This is a genomic window from Paeniglutamicibacter gangotriensis Lz1y (assembly GCF_000348945.1).
Classification (GTDB): domain Bacteria; phylum Actinomycetota; class Actinomycetes; order Actinomycetales; family Micrococcaceae; genus Paeniglutamicibacter; species Paeniglutamicibacter gangotriensis.
In genome coordinates, this window is the sequence record NZ_AOCK01000010.1 from 112,382 (window position 1) to 130,191 (window position 17,810).

Here is a 17,810-nt window from a genome sequence, read left to right on the forward strand (position 1 = left end):
TCCATGACTGCGAAAAATCTGCAAGAATTGCTCGATCAGACCGGGAACACCGTCGAAATGCTGCGAAATTCGCAGATCGGTGCCTACATCTATCCGGTGGTACCGCCCGAGTTCAGTAACTGGCGCCGTGAACAGCGTGCTTGGCGGGAAACTGCGATCCTCTTTGACCAGTCCCATCATATGGTCAACCTTTTCATTTCTGGACCGGATGCCCTCAAACTGATCTCGGATACTGGGATTAACAGCGTCGCAAACTTTGCCGTCAACACCGCGAAGCAGTTCGTGCCAGTAACACCTGCTGGGCATGTCATTGGCGATGGGATCCTATTCCGCGAGGAAGAAAACGAGCTTGTTTTCGTGGGCCGGGCTCCGGTCGCGAATTGGTTGCAGTATCAGGCCGAGACTGGCGGCTATGACGTAAAGAATGTCATGGATGATCGTTCCCCGTCCCGTCCATACGGCAACGCCGTTGAACGGAAGTACTGGCGTCTGCAGATTCAGGGTCCGAACGCCTGGAAGGTTATTGAAAAGGTGCACGGTGGGCCGCTTGAGAAGCTCAAATTCTTCCACATGTCCTACATGAACGTCGGCGGAGAACAAGTCAGAACGCTGCGCCACGGAATGGCAGGCGCGCCTGGCCTGGAGCTGTGGGGCCCCTACGAATCCTATGAAATGGTACGCGCCACCATTCTTGCTGCAGGTCGTGAGTTCGGTCTGCTGCCGGCGGGCGCACGTGCGTACTCGTCAAACACCCTAGAGTCCGGATGGATTCCTTCGCCGCTTCCGGCTATTTATACGGGGGACGAGATGAAGGCATACCGGGAATGGCTGGGAACTGATAGTTACGAAGCTACCAATGCAGTGGCCGGTAGTTTCGTGTCGGAGAACATCGAAGACTACTACCTGAACCCGTGGGAATTAGGCTACGGATCCTTCGTAAAATTCGACCATGATTTCATCGGTCGTGAGGCACTGGAAAAGATCGACCCTGCATTGCAGCGCAAGAAAGTGACTCTGGCATGGAACGCCGAAGACGTCACGAAGATCTGGGCCTCGATGCTGGATACCGAGAGCGATGGATACCAGTTCTTCGACCTGCCCAATGCCAATTATGGTTCGTCGAGTTTCGATTCAGTGATCGATGCCGAGGGCAAAATTGTAGGCCTGTCGGTATTCACCGGGTACAGCGGCAACGAGCGTACGGCTTTGTCACTGGCCACAGTGGATCAGAGCATTGAAATTGGAACTGAACTGCGCGTGGTCTGGGGTGAGCCGGATGGCGGAAGCGGAAAGGCTTCGACCGAGCCGCATCAGCAAATTGAAATCCGCGTCATCGTCAGTCCAGCACCGTACTCGGTTACTGCGCGGAAAGAATACCAGTCGGGCTGGAGGACCGAAGTTACCGTCTAGGCATGAATCATTGATCGGTGGTGGGGCGAAAAGCAGTTTCGCCCCACCACTTAATGTGGGTGTCCCGGAGCTCACTCCTGATTCGTGCAGCGATGTGGGAACCTACGAGTGGCATGACGCCGCCAGGCAAGCCGGTGTATCCATGGTTGCGGCAAGTGCTGATGACCTTGATGGCCGGGCGAACCAGGAGAACAGCAAGAACGGACGATCCCGAACATCCACCCGCTGGTGACCATGGCGTAAAAAGTAGCGTCGATATATAGCGCCGCTGTCGCTGTACGTGTAGTCAAAGCCGGTGTCGGGTTCGTAGGAACCAGACTTGTGGACCAATCGACTAGGGGATTTGTGGGAGTAATCCGGAACTCAGCCCTGGTCTTCTTCGGAGCGCACCAGAGTGGGACGAGTGGTGTCTCCCGCATTGGAAAATTGCGCTGCCTTGGCATACAGAAGCGCTGTTGAAGCGGCTTCTGGAACTCAGGATGGCTGCGATTGGCGTAGAAAGAACCGTCTTGGATCTGGGCTGAGAGTTCGGCAAGAGACCATTCTAAAACTGGAAACTGACTTCAGGCTGTCCCCGCGGACCGAGACCTGCATACGGATTTTGGCCGGTGACCCGTGCAAAAGAGTCATAGCCGCGCTTCTTCCGGAAAACCATTCCTAATGGAACAGCTCGACCTATAAAAGCGCGGTGATCAGCCTATAGGCGTACCAGCGGTGGTCTGAGACAAGAATATCCATGATGCTCAAGCGATATGTCGCGCTTTCGTTTTTTGCAGCCGTGGCGGAAACCAACGCGTCTCGACGAGTCTCACGTTCTGCTCATCGCCTCTCATTCTCAATATTGCAAGCAAAGGAAACAAACGTGATAACAATTGCCGGCCATGCCGAACAGTCCCTTCGGTCCGTCGAAAAGCTCTCGGAACAAGGTCGCTTATTGGTCAAGGGGGAAGACAAGCCTGGCATCGTGGCTGCTGTGGCCTCGATTCTTCGGGAGTTCGGAGCGAACATTATGTCGCTTGACCAGTACTCCACTGATCCCGAAAGCGGGAACTTCTTTCAGCGAACAGCATTTCATCTCGAAGGTTTCCAAGCCATGCGCCCGGAACTCGAAAGCGCGCTGGAGGAGCGACTGACTCGAGGGTTCGGAATGGAATGGAAGCTGCACTCGAGCTCGCAGCTTAAGCGGGTTGCGATCTTCGCGTCAAAGTCTGATCACTGCCTATTGGACCTGCTGTGGAGACATCGCCGTGGTGAGCTGCCCATGAACGTCACCATGGTGATATCCAATCACTCGGACCTCGCCGAGGATGTGAGGCAATTCGGTATTCCGTTCGTCCACGTGCCGGTGGATAAGCAGGATCGCACAGCTGCTGAAAGACGCCACCTTGAACTTCTGCAGGGAAATGTGGACTTGATCGTCTTAGCCCGATACATGCAAATAATTACCCCCGATTTCCTGGAACGAATTGGCTGCCCGGTGATCAATATCCACCATTCTTTCTTGCCGGCCTTTATTGGAGCCGCTCCTTACCGGAGGGCGAAAGAACGAGGCGTCAAGCTTATCGGAGCTACGGCGCATTATGTGACCGAGGAACTCGACGAAGGACCGATCATCGAACAAGATGTCGTACGAGTTTCACATGTGGAGTCGGCCGAGGAACTGGCCCGTAGTGGTGCAGACGTCGAACGGCAGGTTCTTTCTCGTGCAGTGGCATGGCACTGTTCCGATCGAGTCATGCCCAACGGAAACTCGACGGTCGTACTGTAGGGATAGTTCACATGACCGAGGGAAAAGCCGTGAACATGCCGGGATGTTCTTATGGCTTCTTGGTGGCCGTCGGTGGGCGCTTTACCCGGGCCGCCAGCAAGCAGGCCTGATGCAGCATGTAGCGCTGCAATCCAACTGGAACGTCAGAACAGCCACGTTCAATGGATGGTTCCCTCACCTCATTTTTGTGTCTACAGACCGGCCGGCCGGAGTGTTCGGTCGTACAGCCAACAGGCAAATTGATGCTGAGCACAAAGCACCACTGGCGGGATATCGGAGTTACGGGGTGGCTCAATCCCCGGCGGCATGGCCGGCAACGTAGCGATATACGTCAAATGACCTACACCAACCAAGACTTTGTTATGAGTCCTGGATCACCTTGTCGCCATAAATTGAAAGTGATGGAAGCGTGGAAGCTTTTGGATACGCGATGCCTAAACCGAAGGAGGAACCAGTAGCGATGACCTCGACAACACCCATTGTGGAAGGCACCTATGTTTACGACATAGTGCAAAGCAAACGTGGACGACCCTTGAACCGATTGTGTTTATCGCTCAAGGAGTCTGCGAATCGAGATCAATTCGTTGACGATGAAAATGCATATTGCGATCGTTTCGGACTCGATGATGACCTTAAGAAAGCAGTCTTGGAACGCGACTGGGTCCAGATGCTGGACTTGGGCGGCTCCATCTTTTACATCATCAAGCTTGCTGCCATCGACAAGAAGAGCATGCAGGACCTTGGCGGAATTTTTACCGGAATGACTACCGAAGATTTCATCGCGGAACTTCGAGCTGGAGGTAGGAGCTTTGACTGAAATTATCTGGGGCCTCGGAACCTCTCATGTACCCTCGATCGGTGCGGCGATGGACAACGAAAAGGCTCAAGACGAATACTGGAAACCGCTGTTCGACGGCTACGCTCCCGCCAGGGAATGGATGGCCGAGAACACCCCGGACGTAGCCGTCATTATCTATAACGACCATGCCAACGCGCTGGGATTGGAAATGATCCCAACGTTCGCCATCGGGACGGACGACCATTTCAACGTAGCGGACGAAGGGTACGGTCCACGCAAGGTACCCAACGTTCGCGGCCATGCAGAAATGTCTGAACATATTTTGGTGCAGCTGGTGAACGACGGGTTCGACATGACTGTATGCCAGGAACTCGACGTCGATCACGGACTGACCGTTCCGCTGTCCGTGTATTGCCCCGAACCAGGTGAGCAATGGCCATGCCAGGTCATCCCCATTCTGGTCAATGTCCTGCAATACCCTCAGCCCACGGCTCAGCGTTGCCTGGCACTTGGCGAAGCGCTGGGCCGGGCCATCCGCTCGTTCCCAGGCGACCTCAAAGTTGCGGTCTTCGGTACCGGCGGAATGTCCCACCAATTATCCGGCGCACGTGCCGGGCTCATCAACGAAAAATTCGACAGAGAGTTCTTACGGGACATCAAAGAGAACCCGGAACGACTAGCCGCCCTGACCCGAGAGGACTACATTCGCGAAGCAGGCTCGGAAGGCCTGGAAATGATCATGTGGTTGATCATGCGCGGAGCCATCGGTGATGACATCGAGCGCGTTCATGAGACCTACCATGTGCCGGCGTCCAACACGGCAGCGGCGCTGACACTATTTGCCCCGGTCACGGCATCATGAATCAGGGGAGAGGGAGCTGGCCCATGGAAGAAACACTGCGGGTAGAGACGAAGAACGGTTCGGCGCCCACAGCGAAGGCTCGAAGAAAAGTACTGGTGGCGAGTCTCGTCGGAACCGCCATCGAATGGTACGACTTCTTTATCTACGGTGCCGCAGCAGCGTTGGTCTTCGGACCCCAGTTCTTCCCGTCAGAGGACCCGCTTGCCGGAACCCTTGCTGCATTCGCTACCTTTGCCGTTGGCTTCATTGCCCGACCCATCGGTGGAGTAGTGATGGGTCACTTCGGTGACCGTGTAGGACGCAGGCAGATGCTCTTGCTTTCGATGCTGATGATGGGCGGAGCAACAGTTGCCATCGGCTTGCTGCCTAATCACGCGGCAATAGGCATTTGGGCGCCCATACTCCTGGTGACCCTTCGATTCGTGCAGGGTTTGGGCGTTGGTGGGGAATGGGGAGGCGCAGTCCTGATGGCTGTGGAGTACTCCCCGAAGAACAAGCGCGCACTCTATGGGGCGTTCCCCCAAATGGGTCTGCCGATCGGTATCATTGCCGCAAATCTAGTCTTCGTCGTTGTCGCCAATATGACGAGTCCGGAAATGTTCAACGCCTGGGGATGGCGGATTCCCTTCCTACTCAGTGGTGCATTGGTTGGCGTCGCTCTCTACATTCGGTACAGCATTGAGGAATCACCGGTATTCGAAACTGCCCGTAAAGAAGAGAACGTTGCGCGCAATCCGCTGGGACTGCTCTTTCGGGAACATTTGTGGACAGTTTTGTTGGCTGGAGCGATTTCGATTGCCGCACCAGCCATCGGATACATCTACTCCGTGTATCTGCTGTCATACGGCACCAGTCAACTGGAGCTCACCCGCAATACCATGCTGGGAATCATCATCATTGGCGCAGTCATTCACCTGGTGACCGTTTACCTAGGTGCCGTGCTGGCGGACAAGTTCACACAGAAAAAGGTATTCGTAGCAGGCGCGATTCTGGTGTGCCTGTGGGCGTTCCCGTTCTTCTGGATGGTGGATACCGCGTCGCCAGTGAATATCGTCATTGGTGTCACCGGAATCCTCATTGCGCAATCACTGATGGCCGGCCCGCAAGCGGCCTTGATTGCCGAACTATTTCCCACCGAGGTGCGTTACAGCGGCGCATCGGTGTCCTACCAAATTGGCTCCATCTTGGGCGGTGGCTTCATGCCAATGATCGCTATTGGCCTGTTCGCAGCATTCGGCACTTTGACGCCCATCTCGGTGTACCTGCTGGGTCTGGGCGTCATCAGTCTGCTGGGAATATTGACGCTTCGCATTGGACGCTATTCAGCATCCGCGTACTAGGAATAGTGCCGGCGCATGAGAAGGAGAAGTAATTGAGTACTTTTGTTTTGGTTTCAGGTGCCTGGCACGGTGGCTGGTGCTGGGATCGGGTCGAACCGATCTTGCGGCAAGCCGGGCACCGAGTCATCGCCCCGACCCTGACGGGAATATCGGATCGCGCACACCTGATGAATCCTGCCGTGGGGCTCGATACGCATATCAACGACGTGGTTCAGCTGCTGGATCACCATGATCTCAGTGACGTGATTCTGGTGGGCCATAGCTATGCAGGACAGGTCATTACCGGAGTTGCCGATCAACGCCCTGAACGGTTGGCCCGCAGGGTTTATCTGGATGCTTTCATCGGCGACGGGCGTCCAGCCATTGAGCTCCTGCCAGCAGAAATTTCGGTTCACTATCGGGAATCTGTTGCCGAGAGTGGATTCGGCTGGCTGATCCCTGGCCGCTCGTTGGAGGTCTTGGGGGTCACCAGCCCGACGGACTTAGAATGGCTGACCCCACGGCTTACCCCGCATCCATGGAAGACCTATACGGACGTGCTCAATGTCCACGGGCATCAACAGCAGGTTCCTGCAGAGTTCATTGAGTGTGTCGACTGGATGCGAGTTTTCCGCCCCTACGCAGAACTCGCCGCCAGCCTGGGCTGGCCCGTACACGAAATACAGACAGGCCATGAGGCCATGGTGACGGCACCCGACGAGCTGGCCTCGATCTTCTTACAGATCCTGGAAAGCAGTCGCTGAACCAATAGCGAATACGTCCTCACCTCGGTCGTCGCCTAGAAGAGAAAGTAGCGAAAATCATGGAATTTCTTGTTCGTTTCGAAACCACCCTTCCACCGGGCATGGATAGCGAAGAAGTGGGGCGTTTGAAGACCAACGAACGCAAGCGTGCCACCGAGCTTCGTCAAGAGGGCAAACTGGTCCGTCTGTGGCGTGTACCCGGCAGGCGAGCCGTCGTTGGCCTCTGGAAAGCAGCGAGCACCACTGAGCTCCATGAGGCCATCGCCTCCCTTCCTCAATTCCCGTGGATGGATGTGACAGTGGAACCCTTGGCACTGCATCCGCAGGAACTCTAGCCAATGACCAGCCACTCAGAACGGACAGCGATTGTCACCGGTGCCGCCGGCGGATTGGGGCGAGCACTGGTCACGAAACTGGCGCGCGTCGGAATTCATGTAATGGCGCTGGACCGGGTGGGAAAAATACCACGAGACGTGGATGTCCTCCCAAACGTCCACTGGATCGAATGCGATGTCACAGATGGTGCTGCCGTCGAGACGACCATCCAACACATCGCCGATTTACGCGGTGGGATCGACATCCTCGTCAATAACGCCGGCCTCTTGAGCGGTCACCGGCCCCTGGAAGTTATTGATGCACAAGAAATGCGTCAGTACTTTGAAGTCAATGCCGTTGGTCCGTTGCTGATGGTGCAGTCCTGTTTGCCCTACCTGAGGGACAGCACACACCGGGGCAGGATCGTCAATGTGGCGTCTCGAACGTTTTTCACCGGCGCTCCTGGACGACTTGCCTACGTGGCGAGCAAAGGCGCCTTGATCGGAATGACCAGGGTCATGGCCAATGAACTGGGCGAACACGGGATCACCGTCAACGCCGCGATTCCGTCCCAGATCGCGACCCCGGGCACGCGCGAGCACTCCTCTGAAGAAAGCTTCAGCAGCACCATGCAGCGGCAGGCACTCAAGGAATTCGTTACACCGGAGGACTTCGCCGGGTTGGTGGCTTTCCTGGTCTCCCCAGAGGCCCGGATGGTGACCGGGCAAAGCATCGTTTGCGACGGCGGCGCGGTCATGCGCTGACCGTGGAGAAAAATTCGAACCTACGAAAGGCGGACCTCATGTCCACTAAAGGCAAAAAGAGCTTAGTAGTATTTAGCGCCCACTCCGGAGACTTCGTGTGGCGGGCCGGGGGAGCCATCGCCACGGCCGTGGCCCAGGGCCATCGAGCACATGTCATCTGCCTGAGTTTCGGCGAACGAGGCGAATCTCAGGGCCTGTGGAAGCAACCGGGCATGGACATCGAAACTGTCAGGGCTATTCGTCGGGAGGAGGCACAAAAAGCAGCAGACATCCTCGGAGCGAGCATTGATTTCCTTGATCTGGGGGATTACCCCTTGTCGATAGATGATCAAGCGTTCGACACCATCGTGGACCTGCTGCGCGCGGCGAACCCGGACAGCATCATGACCCACGTGGCCAATGACCCCTACAATCGCGATCACAACTTGGCGCACGAAACGTTGCTCAAGGCCCGCATGGTTGCGCAGGCCCAAGGAAACAAGACCAAGCATCCACCGATTGGAGCACCCCAGGTTCTGATGTTTGAACCTCACCAGTCTGAAATGTGTGGATTCGTCCCCGGGCTGCTTCTGGACATCACCGATGTCTACGAGAAGAAGAGTGCGGCGATGAATGTGATGTCGGCACAGAGCCACCTCATCGACTACTACCAGGACCTTGCCGTGCGCAGAGGCGTCCAAGCGGTACGTAATGGGGGAGCCAAATCAATCCGTTACGCCGAAGCGCATCAAATGCTCTTCCCCACGGTGCGCTCGGCAGTCCTATGAACCACGTCATCGTTCAGAACATTGCCACACCAGACCAATGGGCAGTTGAAAAACTGTTGAGCCTGGGAGTCTCAACGACGCATGAAGCCATGGGCAAACGTGGGCTAGTTGACCCCGTACTCAGACCCATTTATCCCGGTGCACGCGTGGCCGGACGCGCGGTCACCGTGCTGAGCCATCCCGGGGACAATCTGATGATCCATGCCGCGATAGAACAGTGTGAAACGGGGGACATCCTCGTGGTCACGACGACTTCGCCTTCTGTCGATGGCATGTTCGGGGACCTCTTTGCGACGTCGCTGCAGGCTCGAGGGGTGAGGGGACTGGTGATCAATGCCGGGGTCCGGGATATCCACGATCTACGCGAGATGGGGTTTCCTGTGTGGTCCAAGGCGGTTCACGCGCAAGGAACAGCCAAGCGGAACCCGGGGTCTGTCAATGTGCCGGTAGTCCTTCCGGGTGTCAACGTCTTCCCCGGAGACGTCATTGTTGCCGATGATGACGGAGTCGTGGTGGTGCCCAGGGCCGAAGCAACCCAGGTAGCGCAGGCCGCATCGGTACGGAACGACGCTGAATTGGAAAAGAAGAAGAAATTCTCCGAGGGAATTCTGGGACTCGATCTTTATGGATTGCGGCAAGTGCTCGAAGACCTTGGCGTGCGCTATGTTGAATCCGAGGAAGCTGAAGACGGAAAACCATGAGACTTCTTCACGGGCAGATGATGGGTGACTGATTTGGGACCTGCAGATGACGGTTTGTCATTGAACCATGCGGACTTATGGGATGAAGCGCCCATAGGGATGGCGCTGCTGCGTGCCGACGGCACAATCCAAAAACTCAACCATGCTGGCCAACGCATTCTCAACGAAACATCAGATGATGGTGGAGGGTTGCGCTTTGACCTGACCCACCGCCGGGATACCGCAACACCTCACGGATTGGTCAGCTGGTCGGAAAGCCGGCATGCCAAAAATGGCGCCATCATCGAATTGTCCTGTCGCTCCGAACCGATGGAGGGCGGCTATTCACTGGTCTTTGAAGACGTCACTCAGCGCCGGCGCAGGGATCGCAGGGCAGCGGCGGTGGCGAGGATCGCCGCGGAACTTATCTCGGACCGTTCGCTTTCCTCGGTCTTGACCGCGTTGGCCTATGAAATTTTGAAAGCTGACGGACTGGCCGGGGTCCAAATATTAACCGGCGATGCCGACTCCGGAAATTTACGGGTGCTGGGGATGGCCGGGTTCACCTCGCTCACCGGCGAACGATTCCTTGAGCGGCTCATGGAGTGCAAGCAGCGTGGTGCCCGTCTCTGCATGTTCGAAGTCATGGAATCCAGTCGCCTAGCGGTCATGCCGCACCGGTATGCCGAAGTGATGTCGGATCCGGCGTGGGAACCGATGCATGAGGTCCTGCGGTTTCCGGTGTGGGATGCCTTCGCATCGCTGCCCATCATTGTTCGCAACCAAACCATTGGGATCCTAAACCTGTATCTAGCCCCTGGCCTGAGTGTTGACAACGAGGATCTGGAGTTCTTTTCCACCATGGCGGTGCAAGCCGGTGTTGCCTTGGACTACGCGGCATTGCTGGAAAGCGAGCGGCGTTCGGCCGAGAAGGCCGAACGCCAGCGGCTGGCCCGGGACCTGCATGATTCCGTCGTGCAGGGTGCCTTCTCCATGCGCATGCAAGTACAGGCCCTCAAGGTGCTCACCGGCAGCGGAGAACTACTGGCCAACCGGAAGAAGATCGATACGATCGCCGGGGAACTCGAGGAGATCTCCGGTGCGGTATTGAGCGACCTACGTAACCTCGTCCACAGAACAAAACCGGTCGCATTAATCGACAAGGGACTGGGCGCAGCACTACGTACCCTGGTGGCGAGCACTTCTCGACGGACCGGGATCGATGTTCAGATGCGGATTTCGGGGGAACTCGATCACCTCGGCCTTCCCATGGCGGAGGACATCTATTTCATCGTTTCGGAAGCCATCCATAATGCCGTGAAACACTCTTCCACCGACCGCATTGACGTACTAGTCAACGCGTTCGAAAGCACCGATAGTTTGCGCATCGTGATCAAAGACTTTGGTACCGCCTCGAACCGGCCCACTGGCGCTGGCACGGGTGATGGCATGTCTGGGAGGGGGATAGCCTTCATGAAGCAGCGGGCAAAAAACTGGAATGGCCTATTGGAGATAGTCTTCGATGAGGTGCACGGAACCACCGTTAGCTTGGAAATGCCATCGGCATCGGAAGAACATAGATGGGGCAGGGCATGAGCAACGAAGAATCCGCGGCGCTGAGGGTGCTGATAGTCGATGATCATGCGATCGTCAGGAGAGGCATTGCTGCCTATCTTGAGGTACTCGACGACATCGAAACCGTCGGACAGGCCGAGAACGGCCGTGTTGCCCTCGAAAGGTTGGCCGAGCTGGCAACCTTCGAAAGCCTGCCTGACCTAGTACTCCTGGACCTGATCATGCCCGTGATGGATGGCATGAAAACCCTCAAGCAGATCAAGGAAAAGTACCCTTCGGTCAAGGTCGTGATTCTGACCAGTTTCGGCGAACCAGAGCGTCTGCACGAAGCCCTGCGGCAAGGGGCCCGAGGCTATCTGCTCAAGGACGCCGGCCCGGAAGATGTAGCAGCGGCAATCCGCGCGGCCGCGCGCGATGAAGTGTATATCGACCCGGCACTGGCCTTGGATCTGACCAAATCATTTGCTTCTCCGCCCACCGGCATATCAACCCTGACCGAGCGGGAACGCGATGTGTTGGTGCTGGTGGCTGAGGGACACTCGAATCAGGACATCGCCGGAAATCTGGGCATCAGCGAGCGGACGGCCCGGACCCACGTGAGCAATGTATTGGGTAAATTGGGTGTCAGTTCGCGCACCCAGGCCGCCCTGACTGCAGTCAACGCGGGACTCGTTTCCCCCTAACACCCCGTCGCGACACAGGGAATCGGTCGTCGATTCGGTCAGGTGCCATGATGCCGCGGGACCTTGAAGCATATGCCGGAGACTTCGCCTTTGAGCGCGTGTGCAAGTGTGCCGGGCTTATGCGCTGCGTCCCAGCGTCCGGGATACCGAATGCACCAGAGCCTCCAGTGGGCCGCGCCGGCCCAAGAACTTGAGCACCAAGCCGAACAACAGGCAGCCGACCGCGTAAATGATGAACAACAGATTCCGCGGCAGCGGCGCCGAGACCTCACTGAACAAATCCAACGTCACTAAGTGCAGCGCATAGAGAGTCAGGGTCGCGGCCCCGGCACCGGTCAGCGGCCACAGCAGCATGTCGCCGACCTGCCCCAGCAAGGCGGAGAGAGCCAGGCACAGCAGCTGGGCCGCCCCCAGTACCGCCAGGGCGCAGCCGGTCACATGCAGTACATCCAAGGGAGCGCCGGTGTGCGGAGCGGAAAGTCCCAAGAACCAGGGAGTCTCCATGGCTCCGCTCAGGCGTTGGCCGGTGATCTGGGAAACGGCCAGCTCCCGCCCACTGAGCCCGGTGGCCTTGGCCACGGCAGCCAGCGCGCCGGGTTGGGCCAGCAGCCAAGTCGAGAGCGACTTGGCTCCGAGGGCCAGCACCGCACCTGTCGCACCGATGGCCAGGGCCACGGGCGGACGGGAAAGCCCCAAACGACCCACGCACAGCCCGGCCAGAATAAAGCCGAACCACACCAGAAGCGGGTAGTAACCGGTGACCAACAGGTCGGCTAGGAACACCGCGGGGGAGGCCAGATCCTCGGGCAGCGGGGAGGCCCCGAGCCGCGATGGCTCCAGCAGCCCGGTCAGTAGGGGACGGAGCAGATAAAGCGCCAGGGGCGAGAGCAGCAGCCAGCCGGCCGCCCAGAACCCCAGGGCGCGGGCGCGCATGTTCAAGAATGGGATTGCGCACAGGAATAAGAGCCCGTAATGCACCAGGATGACGGCAACATTGGTGTCGAGCATCCCCAGCCCCAAACCGATGACAAAGATCAAGATTGCCCGCACCGCTACGGCCCGGCGTATCCCGGCCAACCGGCCGGCTCCGGTCCGTGCCACACCACCGGATAGCAACGCCAGTCCCAGCCCCGCCAACACCACGAAGAGCGCGGAGGCACGCCCGGCGAAGAACGATGCAGCCCAGGAGGGAACCTGCGCCCCGGAGGAGGAAATCACCGCCAGCGGCACGATATGCACCGCCACCATTCCCAGCAGGGCCAGGCCGCGCGCCGCGTCAACACCGGCAATGCGGCCCTTCGAACGGGCCCCATGGCCGGCCGCCGCCCGCGGGGTGGCAGCGGCGGAAGAGAAATGCGTCATGATTACAGCCTAAACGCAGGTGCCGAATCAATTCTTGGTCCCTGCAACAGGTAACCTTGGAGTCATGGCTGAAACTGCGTTGCACACCTCGAGTAAGACCCCTACCTTCGGAACGGTACTCACCGCTATGGTGACGCCCTTCAAGGACAACGGGGAAGTCGACTACGATGCGGCAGCGAAGTTAGCGATCAAACTTGTCGACGAGGGCTGCGACGGTCTGGTGGTCACTGGCACCACCGGGGAAACCTCGACACTTCGCGATGAAGAAAACGTCAAGATGTTCGCCACCGTGGTCAAGGCCGTGGGGCACCGAGCCAAGATTCTTGCCGGGTCCACCACCAACGACACGGCGCACTCGATCTCGCTTTCACTGGCGGCCAAGGAAGCCGGGGTTCACGGGATCCTGGTGACCGTTCCGTATTACAACAAGCCTTCCCAGGCCGGGGTCATCGCCCACGTCGAGGCGATCATCGCCGCGATCCAGCTGCCGGTGATGCTCTATGACATCCCCGGCCGTTCAGGCATTGCCCTGAGCCCGGAAAGTATCATCGCCCTGGCCAAGAACCCGTTGGTTGTGGCACTGAAGGACGCCAAGGCGGACTACCAGTCCACCACCACGGTCCTGGCGAACACCGACCTTGATGTCTACTCGGGCGACGACTTGTTGACCTTGCCGCTGATGGCAGCCGGCGCCGTGGGCGTCGTCTCGGTGACGGCCCACGTGGCCGCCGCCAAGTACCGCATCCTGGTTGATGCCATGCATGCCGGGGATCTGGCCACCGCCCGCAAGGCCCACTTCGAGCTGGAGCCGATCCAGCGCGCGGTGATGAGCCACGCCCAGGGTGCAGTCGTAGCAAAACACATTCTTAACTGGCAGGGATTCCTGCCCAACGCCGTGGTCCGGCTGCCGCTTGTGGCACCGTCGGAGACGGAACTCGAAACCATTCGCACCAATTTGCGCGAGGGCGGATGGGAGATCTAGAAAGGTAATTCATTCATGACCGATTCCTCCACTGTGAACACCGATACGGTGTTGCACAACCTTCCGCCCAAGCTCGCCAAGGGCACCCTGCGCATCGTGCCGCTCGGTGGCCTGGGTGAGATCGGGCGGAACATGGCTGTCTTCGAAATCGACGGCAAACTGCTGATCGTCGACTGTGGACTGCTCTTCCCCGAGGAACACCAGCCGGGCGTGGACGTCATCCTGCCCGACTTCACCTACATCAAGGATCGTCTCGATGACATCGTCGGTGTTGTGCTCACGCACGGTCACGAGGACCACATCGGCGCGGTTCCCTACTTGTTGCGCCTGCGCTCCGACATCCCCTTGATCGGCTCGCGCCTGACTCTGGCATTGATCGCGGCCAAGCTCGAAGAGCACCGCATCAAGCCGGTACTGCGCGAGGTCGTCGAGGGAGATGTGGAGACCTTCGGCCCGTTCGAGACCGAATACGTCGCCGTTAACCACTCGATCCCCGACGCCCTGGCGGTCTTCATCCGCACCGAGGGCGGCAACGTGCTGCACACCGGCGACTTCAAGATGGACCAGTTGCCGCTCGATGGCCGGATCACCGACCTGCGCCACTTCTCCCGCCTCGCGGACGAGGGCGTGGACTTGTTCATGACCGACTCCACCAACGCGGATGTCCCCGGCTTCACCACCGCCGAAAAGGAAATCGGCCCGGTGCTCGAGTCCCTCTTCGGTCGGGCGCGCAAGCGCATCATCGTCGCCTCTTTCTCCTCGCACATGCACCGCGTGCAGCAGGTTATCGACGCCGCACAGGTACACGGGCGCAAGGTCGCCTTCATTGGCCGTTCGATGGTGCGCAACATGACCATCGCCGAGAAGCTTGGCTACCTGCACATCCCCGCCGGGATCCTGGTGGACATGAAGAACGTGGACAAGCTGCCGGATAACAAGGTCGTGCTGATGTCCACCGGTTCGCAGGGCGAGCCGATGGCAGCGCTTTCGCGCATGGCCACCGGTGACCACCGGATCCAGGTTGGCCCGGGCGACACCGTCATCCTGGCTTCCTCGCTGATCCCGGGCAACGAGAACTCGGTGTTCCGCGTGATCAACGGTCTGATGCGCCTTGGCGCCGACGTGATCCACAAGGGCATGGCCAAGATTCACGTCTCGGGCCACGCCTCGGCCGGCGAACTGCTGTACTGCTACAACATCGTCCAGCCGCTGAACGTGATGCCGGTGCACGGCGAGACCCGTCACCTGATCGCCAACGCCCGACTGGCAGCCCAGTCCGGCGTCCCGGCAGAGAACATTCTGCTCACCGAGGACGGCTCGGTCATCGACCTCAAGGACGGCGTGGCCAAGATCGTCGGCCAGGTCGAGTGCGGGTTCGTGTACGTCGATGGCGCCAAGGTCGGCACCATCACCGAAGAAGACCTCAAGGACCGCGTCACGCTGGCCGAAGAGGGCTTCATCTCGATCATCTCGGTGATCAACCGCCAGACGGGCAAGATCATCTCCGGACCCGACATCCACGCCCGCGCCGTGGCCGAGGACGACAAGGTGTTTGACGAGATCAAGCCGAAGATCGCCGAGGCCATCGAGGAAGCCGTGCGCAACAACCCGACGCACACCACGCACCAGCTGCAGCAGGTCGTGCGCCGGGTCATGGGTTCGTGGGTTTCGCGCAAGCTGCGCCGCAAGCCCATGATCGTCCCGGTAGTGCTCGAAGCCTAAGCCCTCGATCACCACGAAGTACCCCGTCAAGCCGCTAAAAAGCGGTTTGACGGGGTACTTTTGGTTTCACGGCAGGGCAGAGCTCGTAGTGGATTGATAGTTGTTGGCTCCCCAATAGTCGCTCTCGTCTTGGCGGCCTACACCTCTGGGTACGTGGAGATATTATGCGCGTAGTACCCCGACGGCGACGATCACCGCGGCGAAGATGGGGAACACCCATGGCACGGCAATCGCAGCCGGTGCGTATCGACTCCAGGCTCCCGCTGAAACGCCGGTGAATCGTTCACGGACCGTCGCCTCGACGATCTGTTTGGCGATGCCGAGGGTCAGTAATGCTGAGGCGGATAGCATGATGGCTCCGGCGCCGAGCGTGCAGATAATCACCGTGGAGCTACCTTCTCCGGAGATCCAACGGCTGACCGCGAGGCCAAACGCCAAGAAGGACAAGGTAGCCACGAAGGCAGCAACCAAGACCTGCCCTCGGGCAGGGCCGTCATCGGTGGGTGACAGGCCAAGACTGGCGGCATAGTCTCGGGGATTGCCGAAGGCGTCTGACGCGCTTTCTCCGCTGTCGTTCAGATGCTCGTCAACGGTGGAAATTGCCTCGTTGATGTCCTCACCTGAGACCTGCCGTAGACGTAATTCATGGCTGAATTCCTCGGTCCATCTGCGATGGTGAGCGTGGCCTACGTGAGTCATGGTTGTAGGGTCCCTTCGGGTGCTAGATAGTCGGTGACGGTGGCGGCAAAGCGGGCCCAGTCTCGGCTCTGTTCCTTGAGGAAGCTGCGCCCGGCCGCAGTGAGAGAAAAGTACTTGCGTCCAGGGCCGCCATCGCCGGGGCCCCATTCCGTGGCAATCAAGCCGGCTTTTTCGAACCTATTCAACAGTGGGTAAAGCGTGCCGCCCTTAACCTGTCCAAGTCCGGCATCGGCAAGCTCCCCGATCATTGCGTACCCGTACGAGGGGCCCGCGGACAATGCTTTGAGAGCGGCCAAACCCAGGGCGGCTCGAAGCCAGTCGCTGGGCCACTGCGATTCCGGGAGACCGGCATCGCTGGCATCTGAAGGATCACTCATGCCTATATAGTCCAACACACTAGATAGGCAGGTCAAGTAGTGAGCTTTCCTAGTCCCGCGGTTCCTGGGCGTACCTCGCCCGCGACGGTGAACGAATCTCGCGCGGACCGCACGATCGTTCGAGCCGCAGAGGAAGGTATGCGCAGCAACCCGACTCACACCACGCACCAGCTGCAGCAAGTCGTGCGCCGGGTCATGGGTCGTGGGTTTCGCACAAGCTGCGCCGTAAGCCCACGATCATTCCGGTCGTGCTCGAAGCCTAACCGGAGCCCGAAAGTTCCCCGCGAATCCACCACACAGTGGTTCTGAGGGGAACTTTTGGTGTGATCGGTGGCTCGATTGCGATGCCCGATTCCGTTTTCTGCCAACTCCATCGACAGCGCAATGTCCGTGAGCTTCGAAAACAAGTTCTGGAACTCAAAACCACGTTGAAGTCCGCGAGCGACAAGACCGGTCGTTCGAAGTCGCGCACTGAAATACAGGCGGTGGAGAGCAAGCTGGAGAAGCTCCTTGCCGTGCCGCCTCTTGGTCCCGAGGGCATGTGTACTGAATGTGCAACACAGGCATCTGAACATGGCTGGGTTACCCCGCCATACGAAGGACCATGTCCGGATTGGCCCAGAACGGGAGCGCGGCTCAAGAGAGTTCGCCAAATACTGCTCGAGTTCCCGGAGCGTTCCACACCGACGGAAGTTGAGCCGCCAAAGCCGCACCCTCTCGCCGTGATCCCATCGGGCCTGGCTATTGCCGAGGTCATTGAGCAACTTAAGGTGCTGGAGGCAAAGTACCCAGCCGCCGTAGTCAAACGCGGCCGCGCCAATCGATGGGAACAATGGCCTGCTGATCACAAGGCGCAGGACGTGTAACGCAGCATCAATGTTCAGGTAATCAATGGGTTCCGATGCGTCTGGAAACAGGCTATTATCTGAACATGGTCGAGATGAATGTATTACCGATGCCTC

At 58.5% G+C, this 17,810-nt stretch carries 18 protein-coding genes; 15 read left to right on the forward strand and 3 right to left on the reverse strand.

What is annotated here, in order from left to right; all coding sequences use genetic code 11:
• The first annotated feature begins 3 nt into the window (after window positions 1-3).
• From ligM to ADIAG_RS15740, 12 genes are all read left to right on the forward strand, one after another.
• A complete protein-coding gene (gene ligM / locus ADIAG_RS15685; protein WP_007272401.1) occupies window positions 4-1,410 on the forward strand; it encodes a vanillate/3-O-methylgallate O-demethylase in 1,407 nt (468 codons plus the stop codon).
• Between the two features lie 862 nt (window positions 1,411-2,272).
• Window positions 2,273-3,178 (forward strand): formyltetrahydrofolate deformylase, encoded by a 906-nt coding sequence (gene purU / locus ADIAG_RS15690; protein WP_007272402.1) that lies wholly within the window; start codon window positions 2,273-2,275, stop codon window positions 3,176-3,178.
• Between the two features lie 409 nt (window positions 3,179-3,587).
• A complete protein-coding gene (locus ADIAG_RS15695) occupies window positions 3,588-3,995 on the forward strand; it encodes a protocatechuate 3,4-dioxygenase (protein WP_200859408.1) in 408 nt (135 codons plus the stop codon).
• The gene (locus ADIAG_RS15700) at window positions 3,988-4,839 is read left to right on the forward strand and encodes a class III extradiol dioxygenase subunit beta (RefSeq protein WP_007272405.1); all 852 of its coding nucleotides are present in this window, start codon (window positions 3,988-3,990) and stop codon (window positions 4,837-4,839) included. Before ADIAG_RS15695 ends, ADIAG_RS15700 begins: the two co-directional genes overlap by 8 nt.
• A gap of 23 nt (window positions 4,840-4,862) precedes the next feature.
• Window positions 4,863-6,179 (forward strand): MFS transporter, encoded by a 1,317-nt coding sequence (locus ADIAG_RS15705; RefSeq protein ID WP_007272406.1) that lies wholly within the window; start codon window positions 4,863-4,865, stop codon window positions 6,177-6,179.
• Window positions 6,180-6,211: 32 nt separating this feature from the next.
• Window positions 6,212-6,922 (forward strand): alpha/beta fold hydrolase, encoded by a 711-nt coding sequence (locus ADIAG_RS15710; RefSeq protein ID WP_007272407.1) that lies wholly within the window; start codon window positions 6,212-6,214, stop codon window positions 6,920-6,922.
• 59 nt (window positions 6,923-6,981) lie between these two features.
• A complete protein-coding gene (locus tag ADIAG_RS15715) occupies window positions 6,982-7,257 on the forward strand; it encodes a muconolactone Delta-isomerase (protein ID WP_007272408.1) in 276 nt (91 codons plus the stop codon).
• Window positions 7,258-7,260: 3 nt separating this feature from the next.
• Window positions 7,261-8,001: an SDR family NAD(P)-dependent oxidoreductase gene (locus ADIAG_RS15720; RefSeq protein WP_007272409.1), complete on the forward strand. Its 741-nt coding sequence runs from the start codon at window positions 7,261-7,263 to the stop codon at window positions 7,999-8,001.
• A gap of 38 nt (window positions 8,002-8,039) precedes the next feature.
• Window positions 8,040-8,768 (forward strand): PIG-L deacetylase family protein, encoded by a 729-nt coding sequence (locus ADIAG_RS15725; RefSeq protein ID WP_007272410.1) that lies wholly within the window; start codon window positions 8,040-8,042, stop codon window positions 8,766-8,768.
• Window positions 8,765-9,469, forward strand: a complete 705-nt coding sequence (locus tag ADIAG_RS15730) for a 4-carboxy-4-hydroxy-2-oxoadipate aldolase/oxaloacetate decarboxylase (RefSeq protein ID WP_007272411.1) — start codon at window positions 8,765-8,767, stop codon at window positions 9,467-9,469. The genes ADIAG_RS15725 and ADIAG_RS15730 overlap by 4 nt, the downstream gene beginning before the upstream one ends.
• Window positions 9,470-9,568: 99 nt before the next feature.
• Window positions 9,569-11,044, forward strand: a complete 1,476-nt coding sequence (locus tag ADIAG_RS15735; protein WP_007272412.1) for a GAF domain-containing sensor histidine kinase — start codon at window positions 9,569-9,571, stop codon at window positions 11,042-11,044.
• The gene (locus ADIAG_RS15740; RefSeq protein WP_043475474.1) at window positions 11,041-11,706 is read left to right on the forward strand and encodes a response regulator; all 666 of its coding nucleotides are present in this window, start codon (window positions 11,041-11,043) and stop codon (window positions 11,704-11,706) included. Before ADIAG_RS15735 ends, ADIAG_RS15740 begins: the two co-directional genes overlap by 4 nt.
• Before the next feature lie 117 nt (window positions 11,707-11,823).
• On the opposite strand, the gene ADIAG_RS15745 is transcribed toward ADIAG_RS15740, so the two are convergent.
• Complete coding sequence (locus ADIAG_RS15745) at window positions 11,824-13,068, reverse strand: heparan-alpha-glucosaminide N-acetyltransferase domain-containing protein (RefSeq protein ID WP_007272414.1); 1,245 nt, start codon at window positions 13,066-13,068, stop codon at window positions 11,824-11,826.
• A gap of 64 nt (window positions 13,069-13,132) precedes the next feature.
• Between ADIAG_RS15745 and dapA the strand changes: the two genes are divergently transcribed.
• Window positions 13,133-14,050 carry a 4-hydroxy-tetrahydrodipicolinate synthase gene (gene dapA / locus ADIAG_RS15750; protein ID WP_007272415.1) on the forward strand — a complete coding sequence of 306 codons (918 nt, stop codon included), beginning with the start codon at window positions 13,133-13,135 and terminating at the stop codon, window positions 14,048-14,050.
• Between the two features lie 15 nt (window positions 14,051-14,065).
• Entirely contained in the window at window positions 14,066-15,772 is a 1,707-nt protein-coding gene (locus tag ADIAG_RS15755; protein ID WP_007272416.1) for a ribonuclease J, read from the forward strand.
• Between the two features lie 162 nt (window positions 15,773-15,934).
• Here ADIAG_RS15755 and ADIAG_RS15760 read toward each other — a convergent pair whose 3' ends face one another.
• Both ADIAG_RS15760 and ADIAG_RS15765 read right to left on the reverse strand, forming a co-directional pair.
• Window positions 15,935-16,471: a hypothetical protein gene (locus tag ADIAG_RS15760; protein WP_007272417.1), complete on the reverse strand. Its 537-nt coding sequence runs from the start codon at window positions 16,469-16,471 to the stop codon at window positions 15,935-15,937.
• Complete coding sequence (locus tag ADIAG_RS15765; RefSeq protein WP_043475476.1) at window positions 16,468-16,848, reverse strand: PadR family transcriptional regulator; 381 nt, start codon at window positions 16,846-16,848, stop codon at window positions 16,468-16,470. The genes ADIAG_RS15760 and ADIAG_RS15765 overlap by 4 nt, the downstream gene beginning before the upstream one ends.
• Before the next feature lie 344 nt (window positions 16,849-17,192).
• Between ADIAG_RS15765 and ADIAG_RS21470 the strand changes: the two genes are divergently transcribed.
• Window positions 17,193-17,714: a hypothetical protein gene (locus tag ADIAG_RS21470; protein ID WP_152426186.1), complete on the forward strand. Its 522-nt coding sequence runs from the start codon at window positions 17,193-17,195 to the stop codon at window positions 17,712-17,714.
• Window positions 17,715-17,810: the final 96 nt, after the last annotated feature.

What these genes read in the sequence shown, in the direction of transcription:
- ligM (WP_007272401.1), top strand. Translation starts at nt 4, where the DNA reads ATGACTGCGAAAAATCTGCAAGAATTGCTCGATCAGACCGGGAACACC.
- ADIAG_RS15705 (WP_007272406.1), top strand. Translation starts at nt 4,863, where the DNA reads ATGGAAGAAACACTGCGGGTAGAGACGAAGAACGGTTCGGCGCCCACA.
- ADIAG_RS15715 (WP_007272408.1), top strand. Translation starts at nt 6,982, where the DNA reads ATGGAATTTCTTGTTCGTTTCGAAACCACCCTTCCACCGGGCATGGAT.
- ADIAG_RS15720 (WP_007272409.1), top strand. Translation starts at nt 7,261, where the DNA reads ATGACCAGCCACTCAGAACGGACAGCGATTGTCACCGGTGCCGCCGGC.
- ADIAG_RS15725 (WP_007272410.1), top strand. Translation starts at nt 8,040, where the DNA reads ATGTCCACTAAAGGCAAAAAGAGCTTAGTAGTATTTAGCGCCCACTCC.
- ADIAG_RS15730 (WP_007272411.1), top strand. Translation starts at nt 8,765, where the DNA reads ATGAACCACGTCATCGTTCAGAACATTGCCACACCAGACCAATGGGCA.
- ADIAG_RS15735 (WP_007272412.1), top strand. Translation starts at nt 9,569, where the DNA reads ATGGCGCTGCTGCGTGCCGACGGCACAATCCAAAAACTCAACCATGCT.
- ADIAG_RS15740 (WP_043475474.1), top strand. Translation starts at nt 11,041, where the DNA reads ATGAGCAACGAAGAATCCGCGGCGCTGAGGGTGCTGATAGTCGATGAT.
- ADIAG_RS15745 (WP_007272414.1), bottom strand. Translation starts at nt 13,068, where the DNA reads ATGACGCATTTCTCTTCCGCCGCTGCCACCCCGCGGGCGGCGGCCGGC.
- dapA (WP_007272415.1), top strand. Translation starts at nt 13,133, where the DNA reads ATGGCTGAAACTGCGTTGCACACCTCGAGTAAGACCCCTACCTTCGGA.
- ADIAG_RS15755 (WP_007272416.1), top strand. Translation starts at nt 14,066, where the DNA reads ATGACCGATTCCTCCACTGTGAACACCGATACGGTGTTGCACAACCTT.
- ADIAG_RS15760 (WP_007272417.1), bottom strand. Translation starts at nt 16,471, where the DNA reads ATGACTCACGTAGGCCACGCTCACCATCGCAGATGGACCGAGGAATTC.
- ADIAG_RS15765 (WP_043475476.1), bottom strand. Translation starts at nt 16,848, where the DNA reads ATGAGTGATCCTTCAGATGCCAGCGATGCCGGTCTCCCGGAATCGCAG.
- ADIAG_RS21470 (WP_152426186.1), top strand. Translation starts at nt 17,193, where the DNA reads ATGCCCGATTCCGTTTTCTGCCAACTCCATCGACAGCGCAATGTCCGT.